The organism is Pseudomonas sp. Irchel s3a18, assembly GCF_900187535.1.
GTDB lineage: Bacteria > Pseudomonadota > Gammaproteobacteria > Pseudomonadales > Pseudomonadaceae > Aquipseudomonas.
On the sequence record NZ_FYDV01000005.1, the window covers coordinates 192,639 to 215,572 of the forward strand.

At 61.8% G+C, this 22,934-nt stretch carries 19 protein-coding genes and 1 pseudogene; 15 read left to right on the forward strand and 5 right to left on the reverse strand.

Going from position 1 to position 22,934, the window contains the following annotated elements:
• Positions 1-373: 373 nt before the first annotated feature.
• Positions 374-1,708 (reverse strand): PLP-dependent aminotransferase family protein, encoded by a 1,335-nt coding sequence (locus CKW29_RS09935; protein ID WP_095148336.1) that lies wholly within the window; start codon positions 1,706-1,708, stop codon positions 374-376.
• 112 nt (positions 1,709-1,820) lie between these two features.
• Here CKW29_RS09935 and CKW29_RS09940 point away from each other — a divergent pair, with 112 nt between their 5' ends.
• Complete coding sequence (locus tag CKW29_RS09940) at positions 1,821-2,417, forward strand: DJ-1/PfpI family protein (protein WP_095148337.1); 597 nt, start codon at positions 1,821-1,823, stop codon at positions 2,415-2,417.
• A 66-nt stretch (positions 2,418-2,483) separates the two neighbouring features.
• Here CKW29_RS09940 and CKW29_RS09945 read toward each other — a convergent pair whose 3' ends face one another.
• Entirely contained in the window at positions 2,484-4,193 is a 1,710-nt protein-coding gene (locus tag CKW29_RS09945) for an amidase (protein ID WP_095148338.1), read from the reverse strand.
• A gap of 310 nt (positions 4,194-4,503) precedes the next feature.
• Here CKW29_RS09945 and moaC point away from each other — a divergent pair, with 310 nt between their 5' ends.
• The 14 genes and pseudogenes from moaC (at position 4,504) to CKW29_RS10015 (ending at position 19,245) form a co-directional block, all read left to right on the forward strand.
• Positions 4,504-4,977 (forward strand): cyclic pyranopterin monophosphate synthase MoaC, encoded by a 474-nt coding sequence (gene moaC / locus CKW29_RS09950; protein ID WP_095148403.1) that lies wholly within the window; start codon positions 4,504-4,506, stop codon positions 4,975-4,977.
• Positions 4,974-5,219 carry a MoaD/ThiS family protein gene (locus CKW29_RS09955; RefSeq protein ID WP_095143396.1) on the forward strand — a complete coding sequence of 82 codons (246 nt, stop codon included), beginning with the start codon at positions 4,974-4,976 and terminating at the stop codon, positions 5,217-5,219. The genes moaC and CKW29_RS09955 overlap by 4 nt, the downstream gene beginning before the upstream one ends.
• A gap of 4 nt (positions 5,220-5,223) precedes the next feature.
• A complete protein-coding gene (moaE, locus tag CKW29_RS09960; protein ID WP_095148339.1) occupies positions 5,224-5,691 on the forward strand; it encodes a molybdopterin synthase catalytic subunit MoaE in 468 nt (155 codons plus the stop codon).
• On the forward strand, positions 5,688-6,131 hold the full coding sequence (locus tag CKW29_RS09965; RefSeq protein WP_095148340.1) for a CopD family copper resistance protein: 444 nt from the start codon (positions 5,688-5,690) through the stop codon (positions 6,129-6,131). Before moaE ends, CKW29_RS09965 begins: the two co-directional genes overlap by 4 nt.
• A 108-nt stretch (positions 6,132-6,239) precedes the next feature.
• Positions 6,240-7,574 (forward strand): hypothetical protein, encoded by a 1,335-nt coding sequence (locus tag CKW29_RS09970; protein WP_095148341.1) that lies wholly within the window; start codon positions 6,240-6,242, stop codon positions 7,572-7,574.
• Positions 7,558-8,946 carry an oxygen-independent coproporphyrinogen III oxidase gene (hemN, locus tag CKW29_RS09975; protein ID WP_095148342.1) on the forward strand — a complete coding sequence of 463 codons (1,389 nt, stop codon included), beginning with the start codon at positions 7,558-7,560 and terminating at the stop codon, positions 8,944-8,946. Before CKW29_RS09970 ends, hemN begins: the two co-directional genes overlap by 17 nt.
• 110 nt (positions 8,947-9,056) lie before the next feature.
• Positions 9,057-11,237: a transcriptional regulator NosR gene (nosR, locus tag CKW29_RS09980; protein ID WP_256584852.1), complete on the forward strand. Its 2,181-nt coding sequence runs from the start codon at positions 9,057-9,059 to the stop codon at positions 11,235-11,237.
• A gap of 55 nt (positions 11,238-11,292) precedes the next feature.
• The gene (gene nosZ, locus CKW29_RS09985) at positions 11,293-13,212 is read left to right on the forward strand and encodes a TAT-dependent nitrous-oxide reductase (RefSeq protein WP_095148344.1); all 1,920 of its coding nucleotides are present in this window, start codon (positions 11,293-11,295) and stop codon (positions 13,210-13,212) included.
• Positions 13,213-13,239: 27 nt separating this feature from the next.
• On the forward strand, positions 13,240-14,532 hold the full coding sequence (locus tag CKW29_RS09990; RefSeq protein ID WP_095148345.1) for a nitrous oxide reductase family maturation protein NosD: 1,293 nt from the start codon (positions 13,240-13,242) through the stop codon (positions 14,530-14,532).
• Positions 14,529-15,452, forward strand: coding sequence for an ABC transporter ATP-binding protein (locus tag CKW29_RS09995; protein ID WP_095148346.1), 924 nt, complete (start codon positions 14,529-14,531; stop codon positions 15,450-15,452). Before CKW29_RS09990 ends, CKW29_RS09995 begins: the two co-directional genes overlap by 4 nt.
• Positions 15,449-16,279 (forward strand): ABC transporter permease, encoded by an 831-nt coding sequence (locus CKW29_RS10000; protein ID WP_095082420.1) that lies wholly within the window; start codon positions 15,449-15,451, stop codon positions 16,277-16,279. Before CKW29_RS09995 ends, CKW29_RS10000 begins: the two co-directional genes overlap by 4 nt.
• Positions 16,280-16,312: 33 nt before the next feature.
• A complete protein-coding gene (locus tag CKW29_RS10005; RefSeq protein WP_095148347.1) occupies positions 16,313-16,837 on the forward strand; it encodes a nitrous oxide reductase accessory protein NosL in 525 nt (174 codons plus the stop codon).
• 129 nt (positions 16,838-16,966) lie between these two features.
• Positions 16,967-17,710 carry an SDR family NAD(P)-dependent oxidoreductase gene (locus tag CKW29_RS10010; RefSeq protein WP_095148404.1) on the forward strand — a complete coding sequence of 248 codons (744 nt, stop codon included), beginning with the start codon at positions 16,967-16,969 and terminating at the stop codon, positions 17,708-17,710.
• A gap of 214 nt (positions 17,711-17,924) precedes the next feature.
• A pseudogene (locus CKW29_RS10015) lies at positions 17,925-19,245 on the forward strand (IS4 family transposase).
• Positions 19,246-19,329: 84 nt separating this feature from the next.
• Here the strand turns inward: CKW29_RS10015 and CKW29_RS10020 are convergent.
• The 3 genes from CKW29_RS10020 to nirJ all read right to left on the reverse strand — a co-directional run bounded on the left by CKW29_RS10020 (position 19,330) and on the right by nirJ (position 22,920).
• A complete protein-coding gene (locus CKW29_RS10020; RefSeq protein WP_095148348.1) occupies positions 19,330-20,835 on the reverse strand; it encodes a nitrite reductase in 1,506 nt (501 codons plus the stop codon).
• Positions 20,832-21,671 carry a uroporphyrinogen-III C-methyltransferase gene (cobA, locus tag CKW29_RS10025; RefSeq protein ID WP_095148349.1) on the reverse strand — a complete coding sequence of 280 codons (840 nt, stop codon included), beginning with the start codon at positions 21,669-21,671 and terminating at the stop codon, positions 20,832-20,834. Before cobA ends, CKW29_RS10020 begins: the two co-directional genes overlap by 4 nt.
• 70 nt (positions 21,672-21,741) lie before the next feature.
• On the reverse strand, positions 21,742-22,920 hold the full coding sequence (gene nirJ, locus CKW29_RS10030; protein ID WP_095082428.1) for a heme d1 biosynthesis radical SAM protein NirJ: 1,179 nt from the start codon (positions 22,918-22,920) through the stop codon (positions 21,742-21,744).
• Positions 22,921-22,934 lie beyond the last annotated feature (14 nt).

Genomic DNA, 22,934 nt, shown 5'->3' on the forward strand with positions numbered 1-22,934 from the left:
TGACCTGGCGCCTGTCGATACGAAAAAGCCCGCACAAGGCGGGCTTTGGAAATCGAGTAGGTGGCCGGTGCTGGTCTCCGGCTTACAAGGTTTATCAGGCCTCTCACAGAAAAGATTATTCAAATTGGGCTTTTCTGCTTCACACGGCATAAGGGCTGGATCCCAGCGCGGAGATCTTTCTAACCGTGTACCCTTCGGAACGCGCCCCACGTCTCCTTGCTATCCTCTTGCGCATCAGTCTGCGTCTTCACCTACACCTTCAGGATAGCAAAGCTAGCTCGAAGCAAGTCGGGCTTGTTAGACCGATTGCGTTCAAGGGAAAAGGCGGCAAGCTGGAAAAATGCTATCGCTTGCCGACTCTTCTGGCGGCCCCTCAAAAAGAATGAGCCTCTACCACCTGCTTGACCCTGGCGAGTGCTTGCTCAAGTGCGTCCAGCGCCAGCGAACCCAATGCGAGCCTGATCGCGTGAGGCGGATGGGCGGAGGTTGCGAAGGGCTCGGCGGTGGACACTGAAACCTGCTGCTCCATCAACGCCGTCGCGATCCGCTCAGCCCGAACCTCTTCGCCCAGCGGCAGCCAGAGGAAGTAGGAGTTGGGATGGCTGATGCAGGTAAAGCCGGACAACGCGGCCCTGGCCATGGCTTGCCGGTGGGCGGCGTCCTGGCGTTTTTCTCCCTCCAGGCGCGTGACCGTGCCGTCGTCGAGCCACTGGCAGGCAATCGAGGTCATCACGCCCGGGGTGTTCCAGACCGTGGCGCGGATGGCTCTTTCCAGGGCCGGGACCCAGCCGACAGGCGCCGCGACAAAGCCGACGCGCAGGCCGGTGGCGACGCTTTTCGACAGGCCGGACACGTACACCGTTCTTTCCGGCGCCCGTGCCGCCAGGGGCGCCGGCGGATCTTCGGCCAGGAAGGCATAGGCGGCGTCTTCGATGATGATCAGGTCATGCTCGCGGGCGATGCGCACCAGGCGTTGCCGCCAGTCCTCGCTGGCGACCCAGCTTAATGGGTTGTGCAGGGTCGGCATGGTGTACACCGCTCGTACCTTTCTGCGTTTGCACAAGTGCACCAGGGCATCCAGGTCCGGTTCGCAGCCGGCAGAGGGGATGGGCGCCAGCTCCAGGCGCTGGGTGTCGGCGAGGACTTTGAAACCGGGGTAGGTCAAGGCATCCGTCGCCACCACATCGCCCGGGCGCAGCAGCCCCATGACGGTCGTCGCCAGGCCGTGCTGAGCGCCACTGACCATCAGCACCTGCTCTTCACCGACGTCCAGGCCCCTGCAACGCAGATGCCGGGCCACGGCGGCGCGCTCATGGGGACGGCCGCCGTGGGGTTGATAGCGCAGCAAGGCTTCCAGATCGCCCGACGTCGCCAGTTGGCGCAAGGCGCCCCGCAGCAACTCGGCCTGGCCGGGCAGGGCGGGGTAGTTGAAGTTCAGGTCCAGCACGCCCGAAGCGACTGCGTGCTGGTCGATGCCCAGCCCTGGCGGCAACGAGGTCTCCCGGACAAAGGTACCGCGCCCGGCTTCGCCACTGACCAACCCCATGGCCTCCAACTCCCCATAGACCCGGGTCGCGGTGGCCAGTGCCAGGCCTTCGCGGGTCGCCAGTTCGCGGTGGGTGGGCAGGCGCGTACCCGGTGTCAGGCGTCCGGCGCGAATGTCGGCGGCGAACGCGTCCACCAGGGACTTGTAGCGGGAGCGGGCCATGGCGTTGTATCCAGTACAATAATTTGATTGTACTGATTATTCGCCATAGCCTGCGTCCGTACAACCGCCGACCTGCGGCGGCTGCCAGCCACTTCTGTGCGAAGGCCTCCTCATGCATATCGCGATTCTCACGTTCGAAGGTTACAACGAGCTCGACTCCCTCATCGCGCTCGGCGTTCTCAACCGCGTCAAGAAACCGGGATGGCGCGTATCGATTGCCAGCCCGAGCGCCCGCGTCCGTTCGATGAACGGGGTGGTGATCGAGTCCACCGCCACGCTGCTCGAGGCCAGTGAAGCCGAGGCGGTCATCATCGGCAGTGGCTCGCTGACACGCGAAGTCGTCGCGGACAGCGCCCTGATGGGGCAATTGCAGCTTGATCCGTCACGGCAACTGCTGGGGGCGCAATGTTCGGGCACCCTGGTGCTGGCAACACTGGGGCTGCTCGATGGCGTGCCGGCGTGTACCGACCTGACCACCAAGCCCTGGGTCCAGGCGGCCGGCGTTGATGTGCTGAACCAGGCGTTCTTCGCCAACGGTAACGTCGCCACCGCCGGTGGATGCCTGGCCTCGCCCTATCTTGCGGCCTGGGTCATTGCTCGCCTGGAAGGTGTCGAAGCGGCCGAAAGCGCATTGCACTACGTGGCCCCGGTGGGGGAAAAGGAGGCGTACGTGGCGCGCGGGATGGGCAATATCGCGCCGTATTTGTAAGCGCAGTGGTTGTCGGACCCCGGCGGGATTGGAGCATGCACGGCCCCAATCCCGCCAAGTGCAGGGTTAGCCCGCCAGCAACGCTGGGGTTCGAGGCGGGATCAATCGTTTGGTCCCGGTCGACTCAAATGCCGAGGCCAAGCGCAGCAGCGTCGAATCGTCATAGGCCCGACCGGCAAAAGTCAGTCCGACGGGCATGCCGATGTCCGGCATGACGCCCATCGGCACGGTGACCGTGGGCACGCCCAGGTGGCGGATGGCAAGGTTGCCGTTGGCGACCCAGACACCGTTGCTCCAGGCAATGTCCGCCGCCTGCGGATCGACATCGGCATTCGCCGGTGCCACGTCGGCCACCGTCGGGAACAGCACCGCATCGAGCCCCAACCGGTCCATCCAGTCCTCGAGATCGATGCGCCGGGTCTGTTCCAGGCCCCGCAGGCCGTCAGGCACGGTACTGATCTGGTCCCAGGGGGTAATGCCGCGCTCGGCCATCCGCACGTACTCGTCCATGCCCGCGGCAAGGTCGCCTTCCCGGTTGGGGAGGGTTCCCGGGTCGTGGGGGAAAATCAGCGGTCCGTCCACGTCGACCAGGCGGTTCAATTTGGGGTCGCCATTGGCCTGGAGAAAGTCATCGAAGGCCCAGGCCGTCAGGTCCCACAACTCATGGTGCAGGAACTCCTTGGACACCAAGCCCCGGTTGTATACGGTCGGCGCACCGGGACGATCACCCTCGCAATTGGAGACCAGCGGGAAATCGACCTCGATCACTTCGGCGCCAGCGGCTTCAAGTGCCTGGCGAGCGGCTTCCCAGAGCCCGATCACCGAGGGTCGGGTGTGGATGCGCTGGCCTGTCGGGCCACCGATACCGGGCGCATCCGCCGTGCCCGCTTCGGGGTCGGCATTGATGTACATGCGCGGCACGCCCAGGCGCTTGCCCGCCAGTGCCGAGGCATTCGCGGCGAGTGCCTGGTAGGAGGCCGGACGCACCGAGGCGACGCTCGGCAGGGGCACCCAGGGTTGCATGCGCCACAGGTCGCCCCGGGTGTCGGGGTCCTCCGCGACCACCACGTCGAGCACCTCGAGCAGGTCCGCCATGGTTCTGGCGAACGGCACGACAACGTCCATGGTGGGCGTCAGCGGCCAGTTACCACGTACCGAGATCACCCCACGCGACGGCGTATAGGCACACAAGCCATTGTTCGAGGCCGGGCCCCGTCCGCTCGACCAGGTTTCTTCGGCCAGGCCGAATGCGGCGAAACTGGACGCAGTGGCGGTGCCTGCACCGTTGGACGAGCCCGAGGCGAAGGGGGCGGTCAGGTAGTCCGCGTTGTACGGACTCTCCGCCCGGCCGTAGACCCCGCGCTGCATGCCGCCGTTGGCCATGGGCGGCATGTTGGTCTTGCCCAGGCAGATCGCGCCCGCGGCGCGCAGCCGTTCGATGGTGAACGCATCGCGATGGGCGATCAGGTTGGCGAAGGCCGGGCTGCCAGAGGCCGCGGTGAGCCCCTTGACCAGGTAACTGTCCTTGGCGGTATAGGGGATGCCATCGAGCGGACCCAGTGCCTGGCCCTTGGCCCGACGCGCATCGGAGGCCTGCGCCTCAATGAGTGCGTCGGGGTTGCGTACCACCACCGCGTTGAGGGCAGTGGGCGTGTCGGGGCCGTCGTAGGCCTCGATCCTGGCGAGATAGGCCTGGACCAGTTCAACCGCCGTGGTCTGGCCGGATTCGAGCGCTGCGCGCAGTTGGGCAATGGAAACCTCGGTGACCTCGATCATGGGGTTATCACCGTCGGCTGATGAGGGGCGTGGTAAAGGTGTTCATCACGCGGGATCCTGTGCTCAGGGGCATCACTTGTCTCAAGCTGGGTGTTCATATCGGTTCTCATGCGCAGCATGCGTCAGGTCGCAAGCGCATAGTTTACTGGCGATTGCCCAATCGAAAAGCACCCGTCTGCACCTTTCGGTTTTTCCGGTCGTGGGGGTTTCTTGATCACCGTCAATCGCCTGGGTCAGCCGACGCTGTAGCCTGCACGACAACCCGTTGCTGTCGTCGAAACCATAAGGCCTGTTGCCCATGAGCGAAGTTGTGCTGACTCACCTCGATTCCGATGGCCACGCGCGGATGGTCGATGTCACCGAAAAAAACGTGACCTGCCGCGAAGCCATCGCCGAAGCCTGGGTGCGGATGCGTGCCGAAACCGCGCAGTTGATTGTCAGCGGTGGCCATCCCAAGGGAGACGTGTTCGCGGTGGCGCGGATTGCCGGGATCCAGGCGGCCAAGCGTACCAGCGAGTTGATCCCGCTGTGTCATCCGTTGCTGCTGAGCAGCGTCAGCGTGACGTTGAGCCTGGAGCGCGGCAATCGGGTGCGCATCGTCGCAGGCTGCAAGCTGGCCGGGCAGACCGGGGTCGAGATGGAAGCGCTGACCGCCGCCAGTGTTGCCGCCTTGACGTTGTATGACATGTGCAAGGCGGTGGACCGTGGCATGAGCATCGAGTCGGTGCGTCTGCTGCACAAGAGTGGTGGCAAGAGCGGTATCTATGAGGCGCCAACCCCATGAAACTCACTGTGCATTATTTCTCCCGCTACCGCGAAACCCTGGGGCGCGACGCCGAAGTCATCGAGGGGCAGTTCGCCTCGCTGGATCAATTGCGCCAGCATCTGGTAGGACGCTCCGGCGCCTGGCAGGTGCTGGCCGAGCAGCACCTCATGTGTGCCCGCAACCAGGACATGTGTGGGCTCGATGAACCCTTGAAGGACGGCGATGAAGTGGCGTTCTTCCCCACGGTGACAGGGGGCTGAGACGATGATTCGAGTACAGGCCGCCTGCTTTGATCCCGGCGCCGAACTCAACGCCCTGCAGGCCGGCAGCACAGGGGTGGGCGCGGTGGTGAGCTTTGTCGGTTATGTGCGGGATTTCAACGCAGGCCAGGACGTGTGCGGGATGTTCCTTGAGCACTACCCGGGCATGACCGAAAAGGCCCTGGGCAAGATCGTCGACGAGGCCCACCAGCGCTGGCCGCTGCTAGGCCTGGAACTCATCCACCGGGTCGGCGCCTTGCAGCCGGGGGATCCGATCGTCTTCGTCGGTGTTACCAGCAGCCACCGCCAGGCGGCTTTCGAGGCCTGTGCCTTTGTCATGGATTACCTGAAAACCCGTGCGCCGTTCTGGAAGAAGGAGCAGGGGGCACAGGGCGCGCAGTGGGTCGAGGGGCGCGATAGCGATCACCAGGCGGCCCAACGCTGGGCCGAAGCTGTTCCGGGGGGCACATGAGCTATCCGCTGCTGTTGACGGTGCACCTGTTTGCTGCGCTGGTGTTTATCGGCACGGTGTTCTTCGAAGTCCTGTTCCTGGAAAGTATCCGCAAGCAGCTACCGGCCAAGGTCATGCTGTTGCTCGAGCAGGGCATCGGCCGGCGCGCCAGGACCTTGATGCCCTGGGTCTTGCTGGCGTTGTTCGGTGCCGGGCTGGGCATGGTCTGGTTGCGCTACCTGCCGGTCCTGGCCGCGCCGCTGGCTTCGTCGTTCGGCACCTTGCTGCTGTTGAAAATCCTGTTGGCCGCCAGCGTGCTCATGCATTTTTTCACCGCGATGTTCCTGTTCAGGCGCGGGCGCATGAAGGCCCGTTACCTGAATGTGATTCACCACAGCCTGTTCGGGCACATGGTGGCCATCGTGCTGTTGGCCAAAGGCATGTTCTATCTGACCTGGTGAACGGGACAGACGGTGGTGCGGCGCGCCACCGGTGCTTGATGCAAATCAAGGAGCCTTGAGCGATAACGCTGGACACTGGCGACCTGCAGCCAGTCTCGGAGCTCTGTCATGGCCGATTTACTCCACGCCCGCCGCGAGCCCTTCGTTCGCCACGACCAAGGCGTGCTTGACCCCAATTGTCATGTCGACACCCGCAAGTTTCATGGCGGGATCGGTTCTCTGGATGTGCTGCGGGCATTGCGTGTCAGTCGCCAGAAATGTCGTCCGCTGTCGTTGAACGTGCAGCTTCCCGCGGGTTTCAGGACTGAGCCTCATTTTCAGTGTCTGCTGCGCGAGATCGACCTGCTGGGGTGTCACTTGGGGGCGGGGCAACGTGTCGAGCAATTCCATCTGGGCGGAGGAACCCCGCAGGCGCAGACTTTGCAGCGGTTGATGGCGCACCTGCGCAACCGGTTCAACGTTCTCGGACACGAGTGCGGCGACTACAGCGTCGAGGTCGATCTGCATCACACCGATTGGGCGATGATGGGCGTGCTGCGTGAGCAGGGGTTCAATCATGTGAGTATCGGTGTCCCGGACATCGGCACCGACGGCGAGCGGTCAGCGACCTGCTACCAGAACCCTGCGCCCATTCACTCGTTGATCGATGCCGCCCGTACCTTCGGTTATCGCTCGGTCAACGTCGACCTCGGGTACGGCCACGCCTGGCAGACCCCGCACAGCTTTGCCCTGAAACTGGCGGCTATCATCGAGCTGGAGCCGGATCGCGTGCAGGTGTTCGACTATGCCCAGCCGCCACCGCGCTACCGGCACGGGCACAACGCCGCCGATGCCTGCAGCGAGGACGCCAAGGGCGCGATGCGCCGGATCTGTTTTGAACAGTTGCTGGCTGCCGGTTATCAACCCATTGGCCTGGGGCAGTTTGTCCGCCCCGACGATGACCTGGCGATCGCGCAGGAACGCGGCCGCTTGCGTCGTACCTGCCACGGCTTCACCCGGCACGGCTACTGCGATCATGTCGGCTTCGGGCCGGGCGCCATCAGCCAGTTCGACGAGTTGTATGCGCAAAATACCGAGGACCCGGAACACTATCTGCAGCAGCTGCACAGTGGTCAGTTGGCAATCTGCCGTGGCTGGCGCTGCGAGGCGGGCGATCAGGTCAGGCAGTTGGTGATGGAGCGCCTGGCCTGTGACCTGGAGCTGGATATCCGGGCTATCGAAAGCCGTTACGGACTGATTTTTCGCCAGTACTTCGCCGCCGCCTGGCAGTGCCTCCAGCAGATGAGCGAGGATGGCCTGGTCGAGCTCTCGGAGCGCTTTATCAGCATTCTTCCGGCCGGACGGCTGGAGGTGGACGCTATCTGCCAGGTGTTCGAACAGGACGTGAACCACCCGGGGCATTCATCCCCTCAAGAGTTGATCGATCATGATGCCTGTCTTTGATTTCAATCGTGCCCTTGTTCGCAAATATGACCGTCCGGGGCCGCGCTACACCTCCTATCCCACGGCGCCGCAGTTCCATCAGGCCTTTGCGGTCGACGACTATCGGCAAGCGGTGCAGGCCAGCAATCAGTTGGCCGTGCCCAAGCCGCTGTCCGCCTACATCCACATTCCGTTCTGCCAGAGCCTTTGTTACTACTGCGCCTGCAACAAGATCATCACCCGCAAGCCCCAGCGCGCCGTGGAGTACCTGGGCTACCTCAAGCGCGAGATCGCCATGCAGGCGGCCTTGTTCGACCGCACTCGAACACTCACGCAACTGCACCTGGGGGGCGGCACACCGACTTACCTGAGCGACGAACAATTGGCCGAGCTGATGGCGTGCCTGCATCAGGCCTTCAACCTGGATGACAGCGATGACCACGAGTTCTCCATTGAGGTCGACCCGCGCACCATCAGCACCGGGCAGGTGCACACGCTGCGTGGGCTGGGCTTCAATCGCCTGAGCTTCGGCGTGCAGGATTTCGATCCGGCGGTACAGGCGGCGGTCAATCGCCAGCAAAGCGAAGAGCAGATCTATGCCTTGGTCGCTGCCGCGCGCCAGGCGCACTTCAAGTCGGTCAGCGTCGACCTGATCTATGGCCTGCCGTTGCAAACGGTGGATAGCTTCGGTGTCACCCTGGACAAGATCATCGCGCTGCGTCCCGACCGGATCGCCGCCTACAGTTACGCCCACATGCCGGAACTGGTGCGCGCGCAACGGCTGATTCGCCCGGCCGACATGCCGCCGCCCGAGCGCAAGCTGGAGTTGCTGGAACTGACCATCCGCCGTCTGACCGAGGCCGGTTACGTCTACATCGGGATGGATCACTTTGCCTTACCCGAGGACGAGCTGACACGGGCCCGGGCCAATGGCACCTTGCAACGCAACTTCCAGGGGTATTCGACCCATGCCGACTGTGACTTGATCGGCCTGGGCGTATCGTCGATCGGCAAGGTCGGCGACAGCTACAGCCAGAGCGTCAAGGAGCTTTCGCAGTACTACGCGCGGATCGATCAAGGCCTGTTGCCGGTACATCGCGGCTACCGCCTGAGTGCCGACGACCTGTTGCGCCGGGAGGTGATCAGCGACCTGATGTGCCATGGCCGGGTCGATTTCGCCAGGTTCGAAGCGAGCCACGGTATCTGCTTCACCGAGTATTTTGCCGAGGCGCTGGCGCAACTGGACGAGCATGTGGGGGATGGACTCCTGCAGATTCACCGCGACGAACTGGTGCTGTTACCGCAAGGCTATTTGATGATGCGCAGTGCCGCGATGGCGTTTGACGCTTACCTGGGGGGTGAACAAAAGGGTCAGTTTTCCCGCACCGTTTGAGGCTCCGGGACGCTCTGGCGCAAGGGATCTCATTGAGTTGATCTCAATCAAGGGCAGGGCGTGCAGCACGCCCTAATATGGCCGCAAGCCCCTTTGAAATCAGCGAATTCATGACAATCCCTCAGCCTTCGATACATGGCAGCCGGAGCGCCTGGCGCGTCGGGCTGGGAGTGATGGTCTTGCTGCTGATCGCGACGTTCGCGGCAGTGCAGGCCAAGTCCTACGGTGACATCGAGCAGCAACGTATCGAGAAGGCCTTCCCTCAAACCGATTCGGTTTCCGCACCCGAAGGCCCGTTCAAGGTGCGCACGCTGTCTGCGGCGGGCAAGGTCATCGGGTATGTGTTCCAGAGCCTGGATGTGGTGGATATTCCCGCCTACTCGGGCAAGCCGATCAATACCCAGGTGATCCTCGACACCACCGGCGTGATTCAGGACGCCTATGTGCTGGAGCACCACGAACCGATTCTGCTGATCGGCATCCCCGAAGAAAAACTTCACGGCTTCAGTGCTCGATACAAAGGGATCAAGGTCAACCAGCGAGTGGTGGTCGGGCATTCCAGCGACCCGAGCGCGGTCACTGTCGATGCGATCGCCGGCGCCACCGTCACCGCCATGGTGGTCAATGAGGTCATCATGCGTGCCGCCCATGAGGTGGCTGTATCGCTCAAGCTGATCGAGGACAAGGGCGGGGTGGTGAACAAACCCGCCACCGTACGCCAGGATTTTTTCGAATCCGCCACGTGGGAGCAACTGACTGGCAACGGCGCCATTCGCCGGTTGAACCTGACCCGTGGACAGGTCGATGCCGCCTTCAAGGGCACTGAAGCCGAAGGTGTCGACGACGCCGGCCCGGATCAAATCAATGACACCTTCATCGAGCTGTACACCGCCGACCTGAACCCCCCGACCATCGGCCGCGCGCTGCTGGGCGACCATCAATATCGCGTCCTCATGCAGGAACTCAAACCCGGCGAGCAGGCCATCGCGGTACTGGGTCGTGGGCAGTATTCCTATAAAGGTTCGGGCTATGTGCGTGGCGGGATTTTCGATCGGGTGCAATTGCGCCAGTTCGGCAATGTCATCAGTTTCCGTGACATGGACCATCAGCGGCTCTCCGACGTGTTTGCCAAGGGCATGCCCGACTTCAATGAAATGTCGGTGTTCATTGTCCGCAAAGCGGCGGGATTCGATCCGGGCTCGGCCTGGTCCCTGGAGTTGCTGGTGCGGCGTCAGACCGGTCCGGTCAGTGGCACGTTCAGCAGTTTCGAACTGGCTTATCAACTGCCCGAGCCATACCTTGAGCGACCCGCACCCAGTGCCGAAGAACTGGCGGCCATCGAGGAAGCCAACCGGCCGATGTGGCTGACCATCTGGTACCAGAAATACTTCCAGATCGCCGTACTCGCGAGCGCCTTGTTGCTGCTGACGGCGATCTTGTTCCTGCAGGACAAGCTCGCTCGCCGGCCCCGTTTTCTGCACTGGCTGCGTCGCGGTTACCTGCTCTTCACCGTGGTGTTCCTGGGCTGGTATGCCCTGGGGCAGCTGTCGGTGGTCAACGTCCTGACCTTCGTCCATGCGCTGTTCGAGCACTTTCGCTGGGAGCTGTTTCTCACCGATCCGCTGATCTTCATGCTGTGGGTCTTCACCGCCGCGAGCATTCTGCTGTGGGGCCGTGGCGTGTTCTGCGGCTGGTTGTGCCCGTTCGGCGCCTTGCAAGAACTGATCAACGAAGCCGCGCGCAAGCTGAAGATTCCCCAATACGAATTGCCCTTCGCGGTCCATGAGCGGCTGTGGGCGATCAAGTACATCATTTTGCTGCTGCTCTTCGGCATCTCCCTGGAGTCGATGTCCACCGCCGAACTGTTCGCCGAGGTGGAACCCTTCAAGACCGCCATCACCCTCAGGTTCGACCGCCAGTGGTGGTTCGTGCTGTACGCGGTGGCGCTGCTGGTGATCAACATCTTCACGCGCAAGGTCTATTGCCGCTACATCTGCCCGTTGGGCGCGGCGCTGGCGATCCCGACCAAACTACGCCTGTTCGACTGGCTCAAGCGCCGCAAGGAATGCGGCAACCCCTGCCAGTTGTGCGCCAAGGAATGCGAGATCCAGGCGATTCACCCGGATGGCCGGATTAATGCCAACGAGTGCCACTACTGCCTCGATTGCCAGATGACCTACCACAACGACGACAAATGCCCGCCGCTGATCAACAAGCGCAAAAAGCGCGGCAAACCGGCACCCGTGGCTGTGCAACTGATACCTGTCGTGGAAGTGACGTCTCCTGAATGAAGCTCGCGAGCGCACGTCCGCAGTGACCGTTTTATCCCTTCAAGGAGTACGCAGCATGACTGACAAAGAATCCACAAAGCCCGTGCAGGACGAAGAGCAGACCGGACTCAGTCGTCGCGGTTTTCTGGGCAGCAGTGCTGTGACCGGCGCGGTGCTGGCGGGTGCCACCACACTGGGCGGTGCGGTGTTCAGCCGCGAATCCTGGGCCTCGGCGGTCAAGGATGCGCAGGCGAAAGTCCATGTCGGCCCAGGCGAACTGGACGAATACTACGGCTTCTGGAGCGGTGGTCATCAGGGCGAAGTGCGGGTGCTGGGCGTGCCGTCGATGCGCGAACTGATGCGTATTCCGGTGTTCAACGTCGACTCTGCTACCGGTTGGGGCCTGACCAATGAAAGCAAGCGGATCCTGGGCGACAGCGCGAAGTTCCAGAACGGCGATTGCCATCACCCGCACATCTCCATGACGGACGGCAAGTACGACGGCAAGTACCTGTTCATCAACGACAAGGCCAACTCCCGGGTCGCGCGCATCCGCCTGGACATCATGAAGTGCGACAAGATTCTCACGGTGCCCAACGTGCAAGCCATTCACGGCCTGCGCCTGCAAAAAGTGCCCTACACCAAGTATGTGTTCGCCAATGCCGAGTTCGTTATCCCGCACCCCAATGACGGCCACACGTTCGATCTGCAAGACAAGAACAGCTTCACTATGTTCAATGCCATTGATGCCGAGAAAATGGAAATGGCCTTCCAGGTGATCGTCGACGGCAACCTGGACAACGCCGACGCCGATTACACCGGCAAGTACGCCGCCTCCACCTGCTACAACTCGGAGAAGGCCTACGACCTTGGCGGCATGATGCGCAACGAGCGCGACTGGGTCGTGGTGTTCAACATCCCGCGCATCGAGGCTGCCATCAAGGCCGGCAAGTTCATCACTCTGGAAGACTCGAAAGTGCCGGTGGTCGACGGTCGTAAAACCGATGGAAAAGACTCCGAATTCACCCGCTATATCCCGGTTCCGAAGAATCCCCACGGCCTCAACACGTCCTCCAATGGCAAATACTTCATTGCCAACGGCAAGCTTTCGCCGACGGTATCGATGATCGCCATCGACCGCCTGGACGACCTGTTCGCCGACAAATTCAAGGACCCCCGCGAGGTCATCGTCGCCGAGCCGGAACTGGGCCTGGGTCCGTTGCACACCACCTTCGACGGTCGCGGCAATGCCTACACCACGCTGTTCATCGACAGTCAGGTGGTGAAGTGGAACATGGAGGAAGCGATACGCGCCTACAAGGGCGAAAAGGTCAATTACATCAAGCAGAAGCTCGACGTGCATTACCAGCCGGGCCATAACCATGCCTCGCTGACCGAAACCAGTGAAGCGGATGGCAAGTGGCTGGTGGTGTTGTGCAAGTTCTCCAAGGACCGCTTCCTGCCGACCGGACCGCTGCACCCGGAAAACGACCAGTTGATCGATATTTCCGGCGAAGAAATGAAACTGGTGCATGACGGTCCTGCGTTTGCCGAACCCCACGATTGCATCCTGGCGCGCCGGGACCAGATCAAGACCCAAAAGATCTGGAGCCGCAACGACCCGTTCTTCGCGGCCACCGTGGAGATGGCCAAGAAAGACGGCATCAACCTGGAGACCGACAACAAGGTCATCCGCGACGGCAATCATGTGCGGGTCTATATGACCTCCATGGCCCCGGCTTATGGTCTGACCGAGTTCACCGTCAAGCAGGGCAACGAAGTGACCGTGATCATCACCAACATCGACCAGATCGAGGATGTGTCCCATGGCTTCGTCATGACCAACCATGGCGCCAGCATGGAGATCAGCCCGCAGCAAACCTCGTCCATCACCTTTACCGCCGACAAGGCCGGCCTGCATTGGTACTACTGCAGCTGGTTCTGCCATGCGCTGCACATGGAAATGGTCGGCCGCATGAAGGTCGAGCGGGCCTGACGGTTGCCCATCGACAGGAGCGGGCCGATGACCGATATCAAGGGAAACCCAATCAAGGTGATCGCGCTTGCGCTCCTGCTGATTTCCGGTAGTGCGCTGGCGTCGGTGCAACCGATCACGACGTTGCCATTGCGGCTTGACGCCGAACAACGCTGGCACCTGCCGGCGGGCGAGTACCGTGGCTCGTTCAGTGTCGATCAGCCGATGCAGATCGTTTGCGAGCCCGGTGCCGTATTCCAGGCGCAAGGGCAGGGCAACGGAGTGATCGTCAGCGCACCCGATGTCGGGATCCAGGGTTGCACCTTTCTGGACTGGGGGCACGATCTCACGGCCATGAATGCGGCGGTGTTCCTCCAGCCCGAGGCCCGTGGCGCGGTGATCAAAGGCAATCGCCTGCAAGGCCAGGGTTTTGGTATCTGGGTCGACGGCACTCAGGATGCGAGCCTGATCGACAACCGCATTCAGGGTGATCCAGCGATGCGCTCCCAGGATCGCGGCAACGGCATTCACCTGTATGCGGTGCATGGCGCCCGGGTCATCGGCAACCAGGTGCGCGACACCCGCGATGGCATCTATATCGACACCTCCAACGGCAACCTGCTGCAAGGCAATACCCTGGAAGACCTGCGCTACGGCGTGCATTACATGTTCGCCAACGACAACCGGCTGATCGGCAACACCACCCGCCGTACCCGCACCGGCTATGCCTTGATGCAAAGCCGCAAGCTCACGGTGATCGGCAACCGCTCCGAACAGGATCAGAACTACGGCATCCTGATGAACTACATCACCTATTCAACCTTGCGTGACAACTTCGTCACGGACGTGCGTGACGGCTCGACCGGCGACAGCATGATCAGCGGCGCCGAGGGCAAGGCACTGTTCATCTACAACTCGCTGTTCAACAGTATTGAACACAACCACTTCGAGCACAGCGCCGTGGGCATTCACCTCACCGCCGGCTCGGAAGACAACCGCATCGCCGACAACGCGTTTGTCGGCAACCAGCGACAGGTCAAATACGTCGCCACCCGCTTGCAGGAATGGTCGGTGGATGGCCGGGGCAATTACTGGAGCGATTACCTGGGCTGGGACCGCAACAACGATGGCCAGGGCGATATCGCCTACGAACCCAACGACAACGTCGACCGCCTGCTATGGCTGTACCCGCAGGTGCGGCTGTTGATGAACAGTCCGGGGATCGAATTGCTGCGCTGGGTGCAACGGGCGTTTCCGGTGATGAAATCGCCAGGCGTACTGGACAGCCATCCGCTCATGAAGCCCACCACTCAAACCCTGACCCAGGAGCCTATCGCATGAATGTCATCGACATGGAAGGCGTCAGCCAGCGCTATGGGCACACTACCGTGTTGCATCAGTTGAGCCTGAGCCTCGCCGAAGGTGAAGTGCTGGGTTTGTTCGGGCACAACGGTGCCGGCAAGACCACCAGCATGAAACTGGTGCTCGGCCTGCTCCAGGCTAGCGAAGGGCAGGTCCGGGTGTTCGGCCGATTGCCCAGTGATCCACACGTTCGGCGCCTGCTGGGCTATTTGCCGGAGAACGTGACCTTTTACCCGCAGATGAGCGGCCTGGAGACCTTGCGTCATTTCGCACGACTCAAAGGCGCAGCGCCCGCCCAGGTGGACGTGTTGCTGGAGGAAGTCGGCCTGGCGGGCGCCGCGCATCGACGGGTCAAGACCTACTCCAAGGGCATGCGCCAGCGCCTGGGACTGGCGCAAGCCTTGCTCGGCGAGCCGCGCTTGTTGCTGCTCGACGAGCCGACCGTCGGCCTCGATCCGATTGCCACCCAAGACCTGTATCGGTTGCTCGACCGGCTGCGCAGCCAGGGCACCAGCATCATTCTCTGCTCCCACGTATTGCCGGGGGTCGAGGCGCACATCAACCGTGCGGCGATTCTGACTCAGGGGCGTCTGCTGGCGCTTGGCAGTCTGCGCAGACTGCGAGAGGAGGCCGGGTTGCCGACGCTGATTCGCGCCAACGGACTCAAGCACGCCGGGCCCCTGCAGGCATCCTGGAACAACGCCGGGCATGTCACCCAGCGCTGGGGCGTGGAAGGCCTGGAAGTCGCCGCACTCAATGGCAGCAAGCTTGGTCTGTTGCGGCAATTGCTCAATGAAGACGAACCGGCCGACGTGGAAATCGATCCGCCGTCCCTGGAAGACATCTATCGCTATTACATGGGGCGGGCTCGTGCGACCCCCAATGGAGAGATCGCATGAACCCGATCTGGAACATGGCCCGCAAGGAATTCAATGACGGTTTGCGCAACCGTTGGCTGTTGGCGATCAGCCTGTTGTTCGCGGTGCTGGCAACCGGCATCGCCTGGTTGGGCGCCGCGGCTTCCGGTCAATTGGGGTTTACCTCGGTGCCCGCCACCATTGCCAGCCTGGCCAGTCTGGCGACGTTCCTGATGCCGCTGATCGCCTTGCTGCTGGCCTATGACGCCATCGTCGGCGAGGACGAAAGCGGCACCTTGCTGCTGTTGCTGACCTATCCGCTTGGGCGTGGGCACATCCTGCTCGGCAAGTTCATTGGCCACGGGTTGATCCTGGCGCTGGCCACGCTGATCGGTTTCGGCTGCGCGATGCTGGCAATCGCCGTACTGGTGGAGGACGTCGAGCTGAGCCTGCTGCTCTGGGCGTTTGGACGATTCATGCTGTCGTCGACGTTACTGGGCTGGGGCTTTCTTGGGCTGGCCTATGTGCTGAGCAGTGTGTCCGCCGAGAAATCCACCGCCGCCGGGTTGGCGCTGGGGGTGTGGTTCTTTTTTGTGCTGGTGTTCGACCTGGCGCTGCTGGCATTGCTGGTGCTCAGCGAAGGGCAGTTCAATCCGAAAGTGCTGCCCTGGTTGCTGCTGCTCAATCCTGCCGACATCTATCGCCTGATCAATCTCTCCGGTTTTGAACCGGGCGCCAATGCCGCTGGCGTGCTGACGCTGGGCAGCGATCTGCCGATGCCGGGCGCGATGCTCTGGCTGTGCCTGTTGCTGTGGGTAGCGGCGCCTTTGGGCTCGGCCTGGCTGCTGTTCCGTCGACGGGCGACATGAATTCCCACCTTGATATTTCTGGAGCAGTTGACGATGAGCACTCTTTATCTAACGACGGTACGCGCGGTGGCAGGTCTGATGGTCTGTCTGCTGCTGGCGGCCTGTGACAAACCGGAGCAAGCCAGCTACAGCGACGCGCCCACCGCGTTTCATCCCAGTGATGAATGCCATGTCTGCGGCATGATCATCGACGGCTTCCCCGGGCCCAAGGGCGAAGTGGTCGAGCGCAGCGGCATCAAGAAATTCTGTTCCACGGCGGAAATGATCGGTTGGTGGTTGCAGCCGGAAAATCATCATGGCGATGCCAGGTTGTATGTCCACGACATGGGCCGCAGTCCGTGGAATGCACCGGATGATGCCCACCTTATCGATGCCAGGGATGCCTTCTACGTGGTTGGCACCCGGCTCAAGGGGGCCATGGGCGTGGTGCTGGCGTCTTTCTCCTCTCAGCAGGCCGCTGAAAAACTGGTCGCCGAGCAGGGCGGTCGCGTGCTGCGGTTCAGTGAAATCGATCAGGCGGTGCTTCAACAACCGGCCATGTCGCACTCGACTCACTGACCGGTCGGTTCTCTGCGCAACCTTTGAAAAAAATCTGATCGCCGTCAAGTCGGTATTTTTGCACCTGTTCAAAGATAGGGACCCGTAATGTCCCTAGTGCTTGGCATCGACGATGCCCAGGAGAACATGATGCAAACCGAGTTTCAGGACCGTTTGGCCGTGATCACCGGCGCCAGTTCCGGGATTGGTCTGGCCCTGTGCGCTGCGCTGTTGCCGCGTGGCGTCAAGGTGCTGGCGATGTCACGTACCGCCGGTGAGTTGCCGACCTTGCAGCAGGTCTACGGCGAACGGCTGCAATGGTGTGCCGGGGACGTCACCTGCGAGGAGGACCTGCAAGGGCTGGCCCGGCGGGCGGCGGCGCTGGGCCCGGTGGATTATCTGGTGCCTGGCGCGGGGATCGCGGAAATGGCCGACAGCCTGGACATGCCGGCCTTTCAACGCCAATGGGCGGTCAACGGTGCCGGGGCGTTGAACACTCTGACGGCGTTGCGCGGGGAGCTGGCGAGCCCGGCTTCGGTGGTGTTTGTCGGCAGCTTCCTGACCGGTTCGACCTTTCCCGGCCTGGCTGCCTGCATTGCCAGCAAGGCCGCGCTGGCAGCACAGGCGCGCACGTTGGCGGTGGAGTTTGCCCGTTTTGATGTGCGCATCAATCTGGTGTCCCCGGGGCCGACCGCCACCCCGATGTGGGACAACCTGGGCTTGAGCGACGATGAACTCGACGAAGTTGCCGACACCCTCGGCAAGCGTCTGCTGCCTGGTCATTTCCTCGATGCGTCGGCGGTGGCCAACGTGATTGTCTTTCAGCTGTCCCAAGGTGCCCGGGGTGTCTACGGCCAGGACTGGAAGGTTGATAACGGGTACACCTTGGGCTGAAGGGTGAACACACACACTTGGGCTGCGAAGGCGGTCCGTGGATTGTTGATCGAGTACATATCCATTCCTGCGGTAACGGCTGCTACTGGTTCCGCTCTTACAGCCATCCCTTTCAAGGTCTTTGATAAAATCCCCCCAAAATTCCAGTCAGGACGACGAGACGATGTGGGCAGAGGTTTTAGCGCGGTTTGAGAAAAAAGCACCGGCCAGTGTTATGGCCAAATTGGTGTTGGAGCAGGCCATTGCGCCTGAGTGGGTTGATCAGATGTTCGAAGAACATCGTCAACGGCAGTACCCGCGTGAACTGTTGTTTTCAACCATCGTTGAGCTGATGTCCCTTGTCTCGCTGGGTTTGCGACCTTCGCTGCATGCCGCTGCGCGTCAGATGGAAAATCTTCCAGTCAGCCTGGCGGCGCTCTATGACAAGGTCAGCCGCACAGAGCCTGCGCTGCTGCGCGCCTTGGTCACCGGCAGCGCGCAGCGCCTGACTCCGACGATTGAAGAGCTGGGTTACTCAGCCATGTTGCCTGGCTGGCAACTGCGCATCGTTGACGGTAATCACCTGCCTTCCAGCGAAAAACGTCTGGGGCCTTTGCGTCGTGAACGAGGTGCCGCCCGGCCTGGTTTTTCGGTTGTGGTCTACGACCCTGATCTGGACCAGGTCGTCGACCTCCAACCCTGTGAAGATGCTTATGCCAGTGAGCGCGTCAGTGTTCTGCCGTTGCTAGAAAAAGCCAGTGCCGGCCAGTTGTGGATGGCTGATCGGCTCTATTGCACGCTCCCGGTCATGGAGGCCTGCGAAGAGGTCGGGGCTTCATTCATTATTCGTCAGCAAAGCAAGCATCCGCGCCTGCTTCAGGAGAGCGACTGGCAGGCGCCTGTGGCCGTCACGACAGGCAGCGTGCGTGAGCAAATCATCGAAGTGAAAGGCGGGCGCCAATGGCGGCGTGTCGAACTGAGCCTGCAAAAACCCACCGACTCAGGCGACACCACGCTGTTGTTCTGGAGCAACTTGCCCGACACCGTCAGCGCTGAACAAATCGCCGATTTGTACCGTCGTCGCTGGAGTATCGAAGGGATGTTCCAGCGCCTGGAATCAGTGCTGGAAAGTGAAATCGAAACCTTGGGCAACCCTAAGGCCGCACTGCTGGGGTTTGCGTCGGCCGTGTTGGCTTACAACGTTTTGGCTGTGCTCAAGCGCAGCGTCGAACAGGCTCATCGCCAGACCCAGTCCGAAGATTGGGAAGCTTCGATTTTCCACCTGACGGTACAGGTACGCAGCGGTTATGAGGGCATGCAGATTGCCTTGCCGTCAGAACACTTCCCCACCACAACACTTCCCCACCACAACACCCCCTGAAGGAATAGCTCAGCGCTTGCTGTTGCTCGGTGGCTATATCCAGCCCAGACAGGTTGCCAAAAGTAAACGCGGCCCGAAGTTGCCCAAACCCAAGGAATGGCTTGAGGGCAAAGCAGTGCATGCCCACGTGTCGACGGATCGCGTGCTCAAGGCTGCCAAAGTCAAAAGACCTTGAAAGGGATGGCTGTAAGAGCGGAACCAATACCAGCCGTTACCGCAGAAACGGATATACACCCAACCCCAACCCCAACCCCAACCCCTAATGCGAAGTCCCCTCCACAAACTCGATCTTGTTACCCACGTTATATTTGCCCGACGGTTTGTTCATCGGCAGGCGCTTGATCTCCTTGAGGGTGTTGCTGTCGTAGACAATCAGGGCGCCATCGGTGGCCCAGATGCTCAGCAGCAGATAGCGGCCGTCGCGTGTGAACTCGACGTGGGCGGCCGTCTTGCCGGGCATCGGGCGCAAGGTGTGGGCGATTTCCAGGGTCTGTTTGTCGATCAGGTGAATCGCATCGTTGTCCGGCCCGAAGAACACGTCGGTCCAGGCATACCGCGAGTTGACGTGGCTGCGCATGAAGAAACCCGGCCCCAGGGTGGGGATTTCCTTGATCAGTTTCCAGGTCTTGAAGTCGATGACCGAGATCAGCCCCTGGCTGATGTTCGGCGTGGCGAACACCCATTGGCCGTTGTGTTTCCAATAGGTCCCGGACCCCAGGTGCGGCATACCCGGTAGCGGTATGTCGGTGACCACTTTGCCGCTGTCGAGGTCGATCACTTGACCGCCTTTGGCCTTGCGCGACGTGGCCAGCAGCTGCTTGTAGTCCGGGGAAAAGGAAAAGTCGTCCAGCACATCCTCGGCCTGGATCCGTCGCGGTTCGAAGTCCGGTGTGCCGGCGCTCGACAGTTCCCAGGCTTCCTTCACGTCTTTGAGCGCGACGATGAAACTGTCCCGTGGCGGGGCGGTGTAGACCGCGCTGACCCGTGATACGGTGCCGTCACGGCCGATCGCGGGGATGGTTTTGACCAGCGACAGATCGCGGGCATCGAGCACCACCAGGTTGCCCGGCAGGTAGTTTCCCACCAGCACCCAGCGACCATCCTTGCTCACCGCCAGGTTGCGGGTATTGAGCCCGGCGCGGACCTCGGCGATCAGCTTCAGGTTGTGCAGGTCGTACAGGCTGACCCAGCCATCGCGCGAGGCGACGTAGACGAAGCGCCCATCCGGCGAGAACTTCGGCCCGCCATGCACCGCAAAGTGCGAAGTAAATCGCGCCAGCACTTCAAAACGATCGCCGTCGAGGATGTTGATGTGGTGATCGCCGGCTTCCACCACCACGAAAAGGTTCAACGGATCGGCATCATGCTGGGGTGTGTCGGGCAGTTTGCTGATATCGGCGAGCATCGTGTGGCTGCCGAGAATGTCGTCGTTACTCCAGGTCGGCGCGGTGGCGGGCGGTTGCTGAAGGTAGTTCGCCAGCGCGTCGATCTGCGCCGGGTTGAACACGCTGGCAAACCCGGCCATCTGGCTCGCGGGGCGGCCGTTCTGGATCACGTTGCGGATTTCGTCGGGTTTGATCCGGCTCAGGCTCTCTGGCAGCAATGCCGGCCCCGTTCCGCCGAAACGGTTGGCGCCATGGCAGCCCTGGCAATGCTGCTGGTAGTGGTTGACGGCCTGTTCACGCGCTGCGTCGGCAGGCGGAATCGCTGCGCCGGCATGGGCCGCACCGACCCATAACAACGAGACAAGCACCCTGCGTTTCATATCGCCACCTTGCCGTGGCGTTGCCGCGCCTGGGCAGGATAAAAGCGCGCCGGGTATTCCATTTGCTGTGCGGCGAACAGATCGACCACTTTGCCAATTACCGTCAACGTCGGAATCCCGGGCGGGCAATCCAGCGCCAGGGTCGGCAGTTGGTGCAGCAAGCCACGGACGATATGCTGGTCGGGCCGCGTACCGTTGCTGATCAGCGCCGCCGGAGTGTCGGCAGACAGGCCGGCATCTATCAAGTGCCGAGCGATAATCCCGAGGTTCGATAAGCCCATGTAAAACACCAGGGTCTGGCTGCTGTCGGCCAGGTCGTGCCAGGGCAGTTTCAACTCGCCGTCGTGTTGCAAGTGGCCGGTAATGAATCGACAGGAGTTGACCAGATCCCGGTGGGTCAGCGGGATCCCGGCGTAAGCGCTGCACCCGGAGGCGGCCGTAATGCCGGGGACCACCTGACAATCAATGTTGCGTTGCAGCAGATACTCCAGCTCCTCGGCGCCGCGACCAAAAATCAACGGGTCGCCACCCTTGAGCCGGACCACACGCTGTCCTTGATCGGCGAGGTCGGCGAGCAGTCGGTTGATCTGCTCCTGGGGCAGGCTGTGGCAGCCGCTCGCCTTGCCGACGTAATGCCGGGAGCAGGTGAGGGGGATCAACGTCAGGAGCTCGGGGCTGATCAGGCGGTCGTAAACCACCGCGTCGGCCTGCATCAACAGGCTCCAGGCGCGCAGGGTCAGCAGGCGTGGATCGCCGGGACCAGCGCCAACCAGGGCGACTTCGCCCGGTCTGAACAGGGACTCAAGTGTTGCCGGTATAGCAATTGATGGAGGCATGGGACGTCCTTGGTGCTTCATCAGGTTGACCGGCCCCAGCCTTTTTCAGGTGGTTGGCCGGACGGGCAATTCAGTGTGTGATGCAAGGAATGGTCGTTATGGGTGGCACGCCGATTTCTTCATCGCTGAGGTGGCAACCGGGGTCCTGGCCCCAGAGGTCGCCTTCGGCCCAGGCGCGGGTTCGGGTGTTGCCATTGCAGATGTCCAACCAGCGGCATTGACCACAGCGGCCACCGACCGCTCGCGGATGCGCACGCAGCTGCTGCAGCAAGGCGTCCGGCCGGTCCAGCCAGAGTGTGCGAAACGGCGTGTGCCGCACGTTACCCACCGAGTGCTGCCACCAATAGGTGTCGGGGTGTACTTCGCCGGTGTTGTCGATGTTGGCGATACCGCTGCCCGAAGCGTTGCCTCCCCAGGCGCGGAGCATGTGTTCCAGGCGCGGGTAATGTTCGGGTAGATGCAGGCCTGCCCATTGCAGCAAGAGAATCGCGTCGGCATCGTTATTGCCACTGACAAAATCGCTGTCGCGGCCCTGCACGACATCTTCCCAGGCCCGTTCAAAAATCAGCGTCATCGCATCACGGCTCATCTGTTGCCGGGCGTCGAGCTTGCGGCTGCGTTTGCCGCGACCGCTGTAGTTGAGGTGCGACAGGTAAAACTTCTGCACGTCGTACTCGCGCATCAGCCCCAGTAATTGGGGAAGCTGCCCATGGTTCTCCTGGGTGAGGGTGGTGCGCAGGCCGACACGAATGTCCTGTTCACGACAGAGCCGGATCGCCTGCATGGAACTGGCAAAACTGCCCTTCAATTGGCGGAAGGCGTCATGGGTGGCTTCCAGGCCATCGATGCTGATCCCGACATAATCGAAATTCGCCGCGCGGATCTGCGGGATGTTTTGCTCATTGATCAGCGTGCCGTTGGTGGACAAGGCCACAAAGAAACCCTTGGCGCGGGCGTAAGCGCTGAGCACAAACAGATCGTCGCGCAATAAGGGTTCACCGCCGGACAGAATCAGGACCTTTACGCCTGCGTCGTGCAGGTCGTCGATCACGGTGAGTGCAGTCGGCGTATCCAGTTCATCTCGAAAGACACTGTCGGCGGAGGTGGCGTAACAGTGTTTGCAGGTCAGGTTGCAGCGCCTGAGCAGGTTCCAGATCACCACTGGCGCCCGGTGGTTGCCCGGTGGGCTGGTTCTGGGGGCGGGCGCCTGGCCGGCCAGCGCTCGCAGGTATTGGCTGATCCTCAACATGCAACTCTCCTTGA

What these genes read in the sequence shown, in the direction of transcription:
- CKW29_RS09935 (WP_095148336.1), bottom strand. Translation starts at nt 1,708, where the DNA reads ATGGCCCGCTCCCGCTACAAGTCCCTGGTGGACGCGTTCGCCGCCGAC.
- CKW29_RS09940 (WP_095148337.1), top strand. Translation starts at nt 1,821, where the DNA reads ATGCATATCGCGATTCTCACGTTCGAAGGTTACAACGAGCTCGACTCC.
- CKW29_RS09945 (WP_095148338.1), bottom strand. Translation starts at nt 4,193, where the DNA reads ATGATCGAGGTCACCGAGGTTTCCATTGCCCAACTGCGCGCAGCGCTC.
- CKW29_RS09955 (WP_095143396.1), top strand. Translation starts at nt 4,974, where the DNA reads ATGAAACTCACTGTGCATTATTTCTCCCGCTACCGCGAAACCCTGGGG.
- moaE (WP_095148339.1), top strand. Translation starts at nt 5,224, where the DNA reads ATGATTCGAGTACAGGCCGCCTGCTTTGATCCCGGCGCCGAACTCAAC.
- CKW29_RS09965 (WP_095148340.1), top strand. Translation starts at nt 5,688, where the DNA reads ATGAGCTATCCGCTGCTGTTGACGGTGCACCTGTTTGCTGCGCTGGTG.
- CKW29_RS09970 (WP_095148341.1), top strand. Translation starts at nt 6,240, where the DNA reads ATGGCCGATTTACTCCACGCCCGCCGCGAGCCCTTCGTTCGCCACGAC.
- hemN (WP_095148342.1), top strand. Translation starts at nt 7,558, where the DNA reads ATGATGCCTGTCTTTGATTTCAATCGTGCCCTTGTTCGCAAATATGAC.
- nosR (WP_256584852.1), top strand. Translation starts at nt 9,057, where the DNA reads ATGACAATCCCTCAGCCTTCGATACATGGCAGCCGGAGCGCCTGGCGC.
- nosZ (WP_095148344.1), top strand. Translation starts at nt 11,293, where the DNA reads ATGACTGACAAAGAATCCACAAAGCCCGTGCAGGACGAAGAGCAGACC.
- CKW29_RS09990 (WP_095148345.1), top strand. Translation starts at nt 13,240, where the DNA reads ATGACCGATATCAAGGGAAACCCAATCAAGGTGATCGCGCTTGCGCTC.
- CKW29_RS09995 (WP_095148346.1), top strand. Translation starts at nt 14,529, where the DNA reads ATGAATGTCATCGACATGGAAGGCGTCAGCCAGCGCTATGGGCACACT.
- CKW29_RS10000 (WP_095082420.1), top strand. Translation starts at nt 15,449, where the DNA reads ATGAACCCGATCTGGAACATGGCCCGCAAGGAATTCAATGACGGTTTG.
- CKW29_RS10005 (WP_095148347.1), top strand. Translation starts at nt 16,313, where the DNA reads ATGAGCACTCTTTATCTAACGACGGTACGCGCGGTGGCAGGTCTGATG.
- CKW29_RS10010 (WP_095148404.1), top strand. Translation starts at nt 16,967, where the DNA reads ATGCAAACCGAGTTTCAGGACCGTTTGGCCGTGATCACCGGCGCCAGT.
- CKW29_RS10020 (WP_095148348.1), bottom strand. Translation starts at nt 20,835, where the DNA reads ATGAAACGCAGGGTGCTTGTCTCGTTGTTATGGGTCGGTGCGGCCCAT.
- cobA (WP_095148349.1), bottom strand. Translation starts at nt 21,671, where the DNA reads ATGCCTCCATCAATTGCTATACCGGCAACACTTGAGTCCCTGTTCAGA.
- nirJ (WP_095082428.1), bottom strand. Translation starts at nt 22,920, where the DNA reads ATGTTGAGGATCAGCCAATACCTGCGAGCGCTGGCCGGCCAGGCGCCC.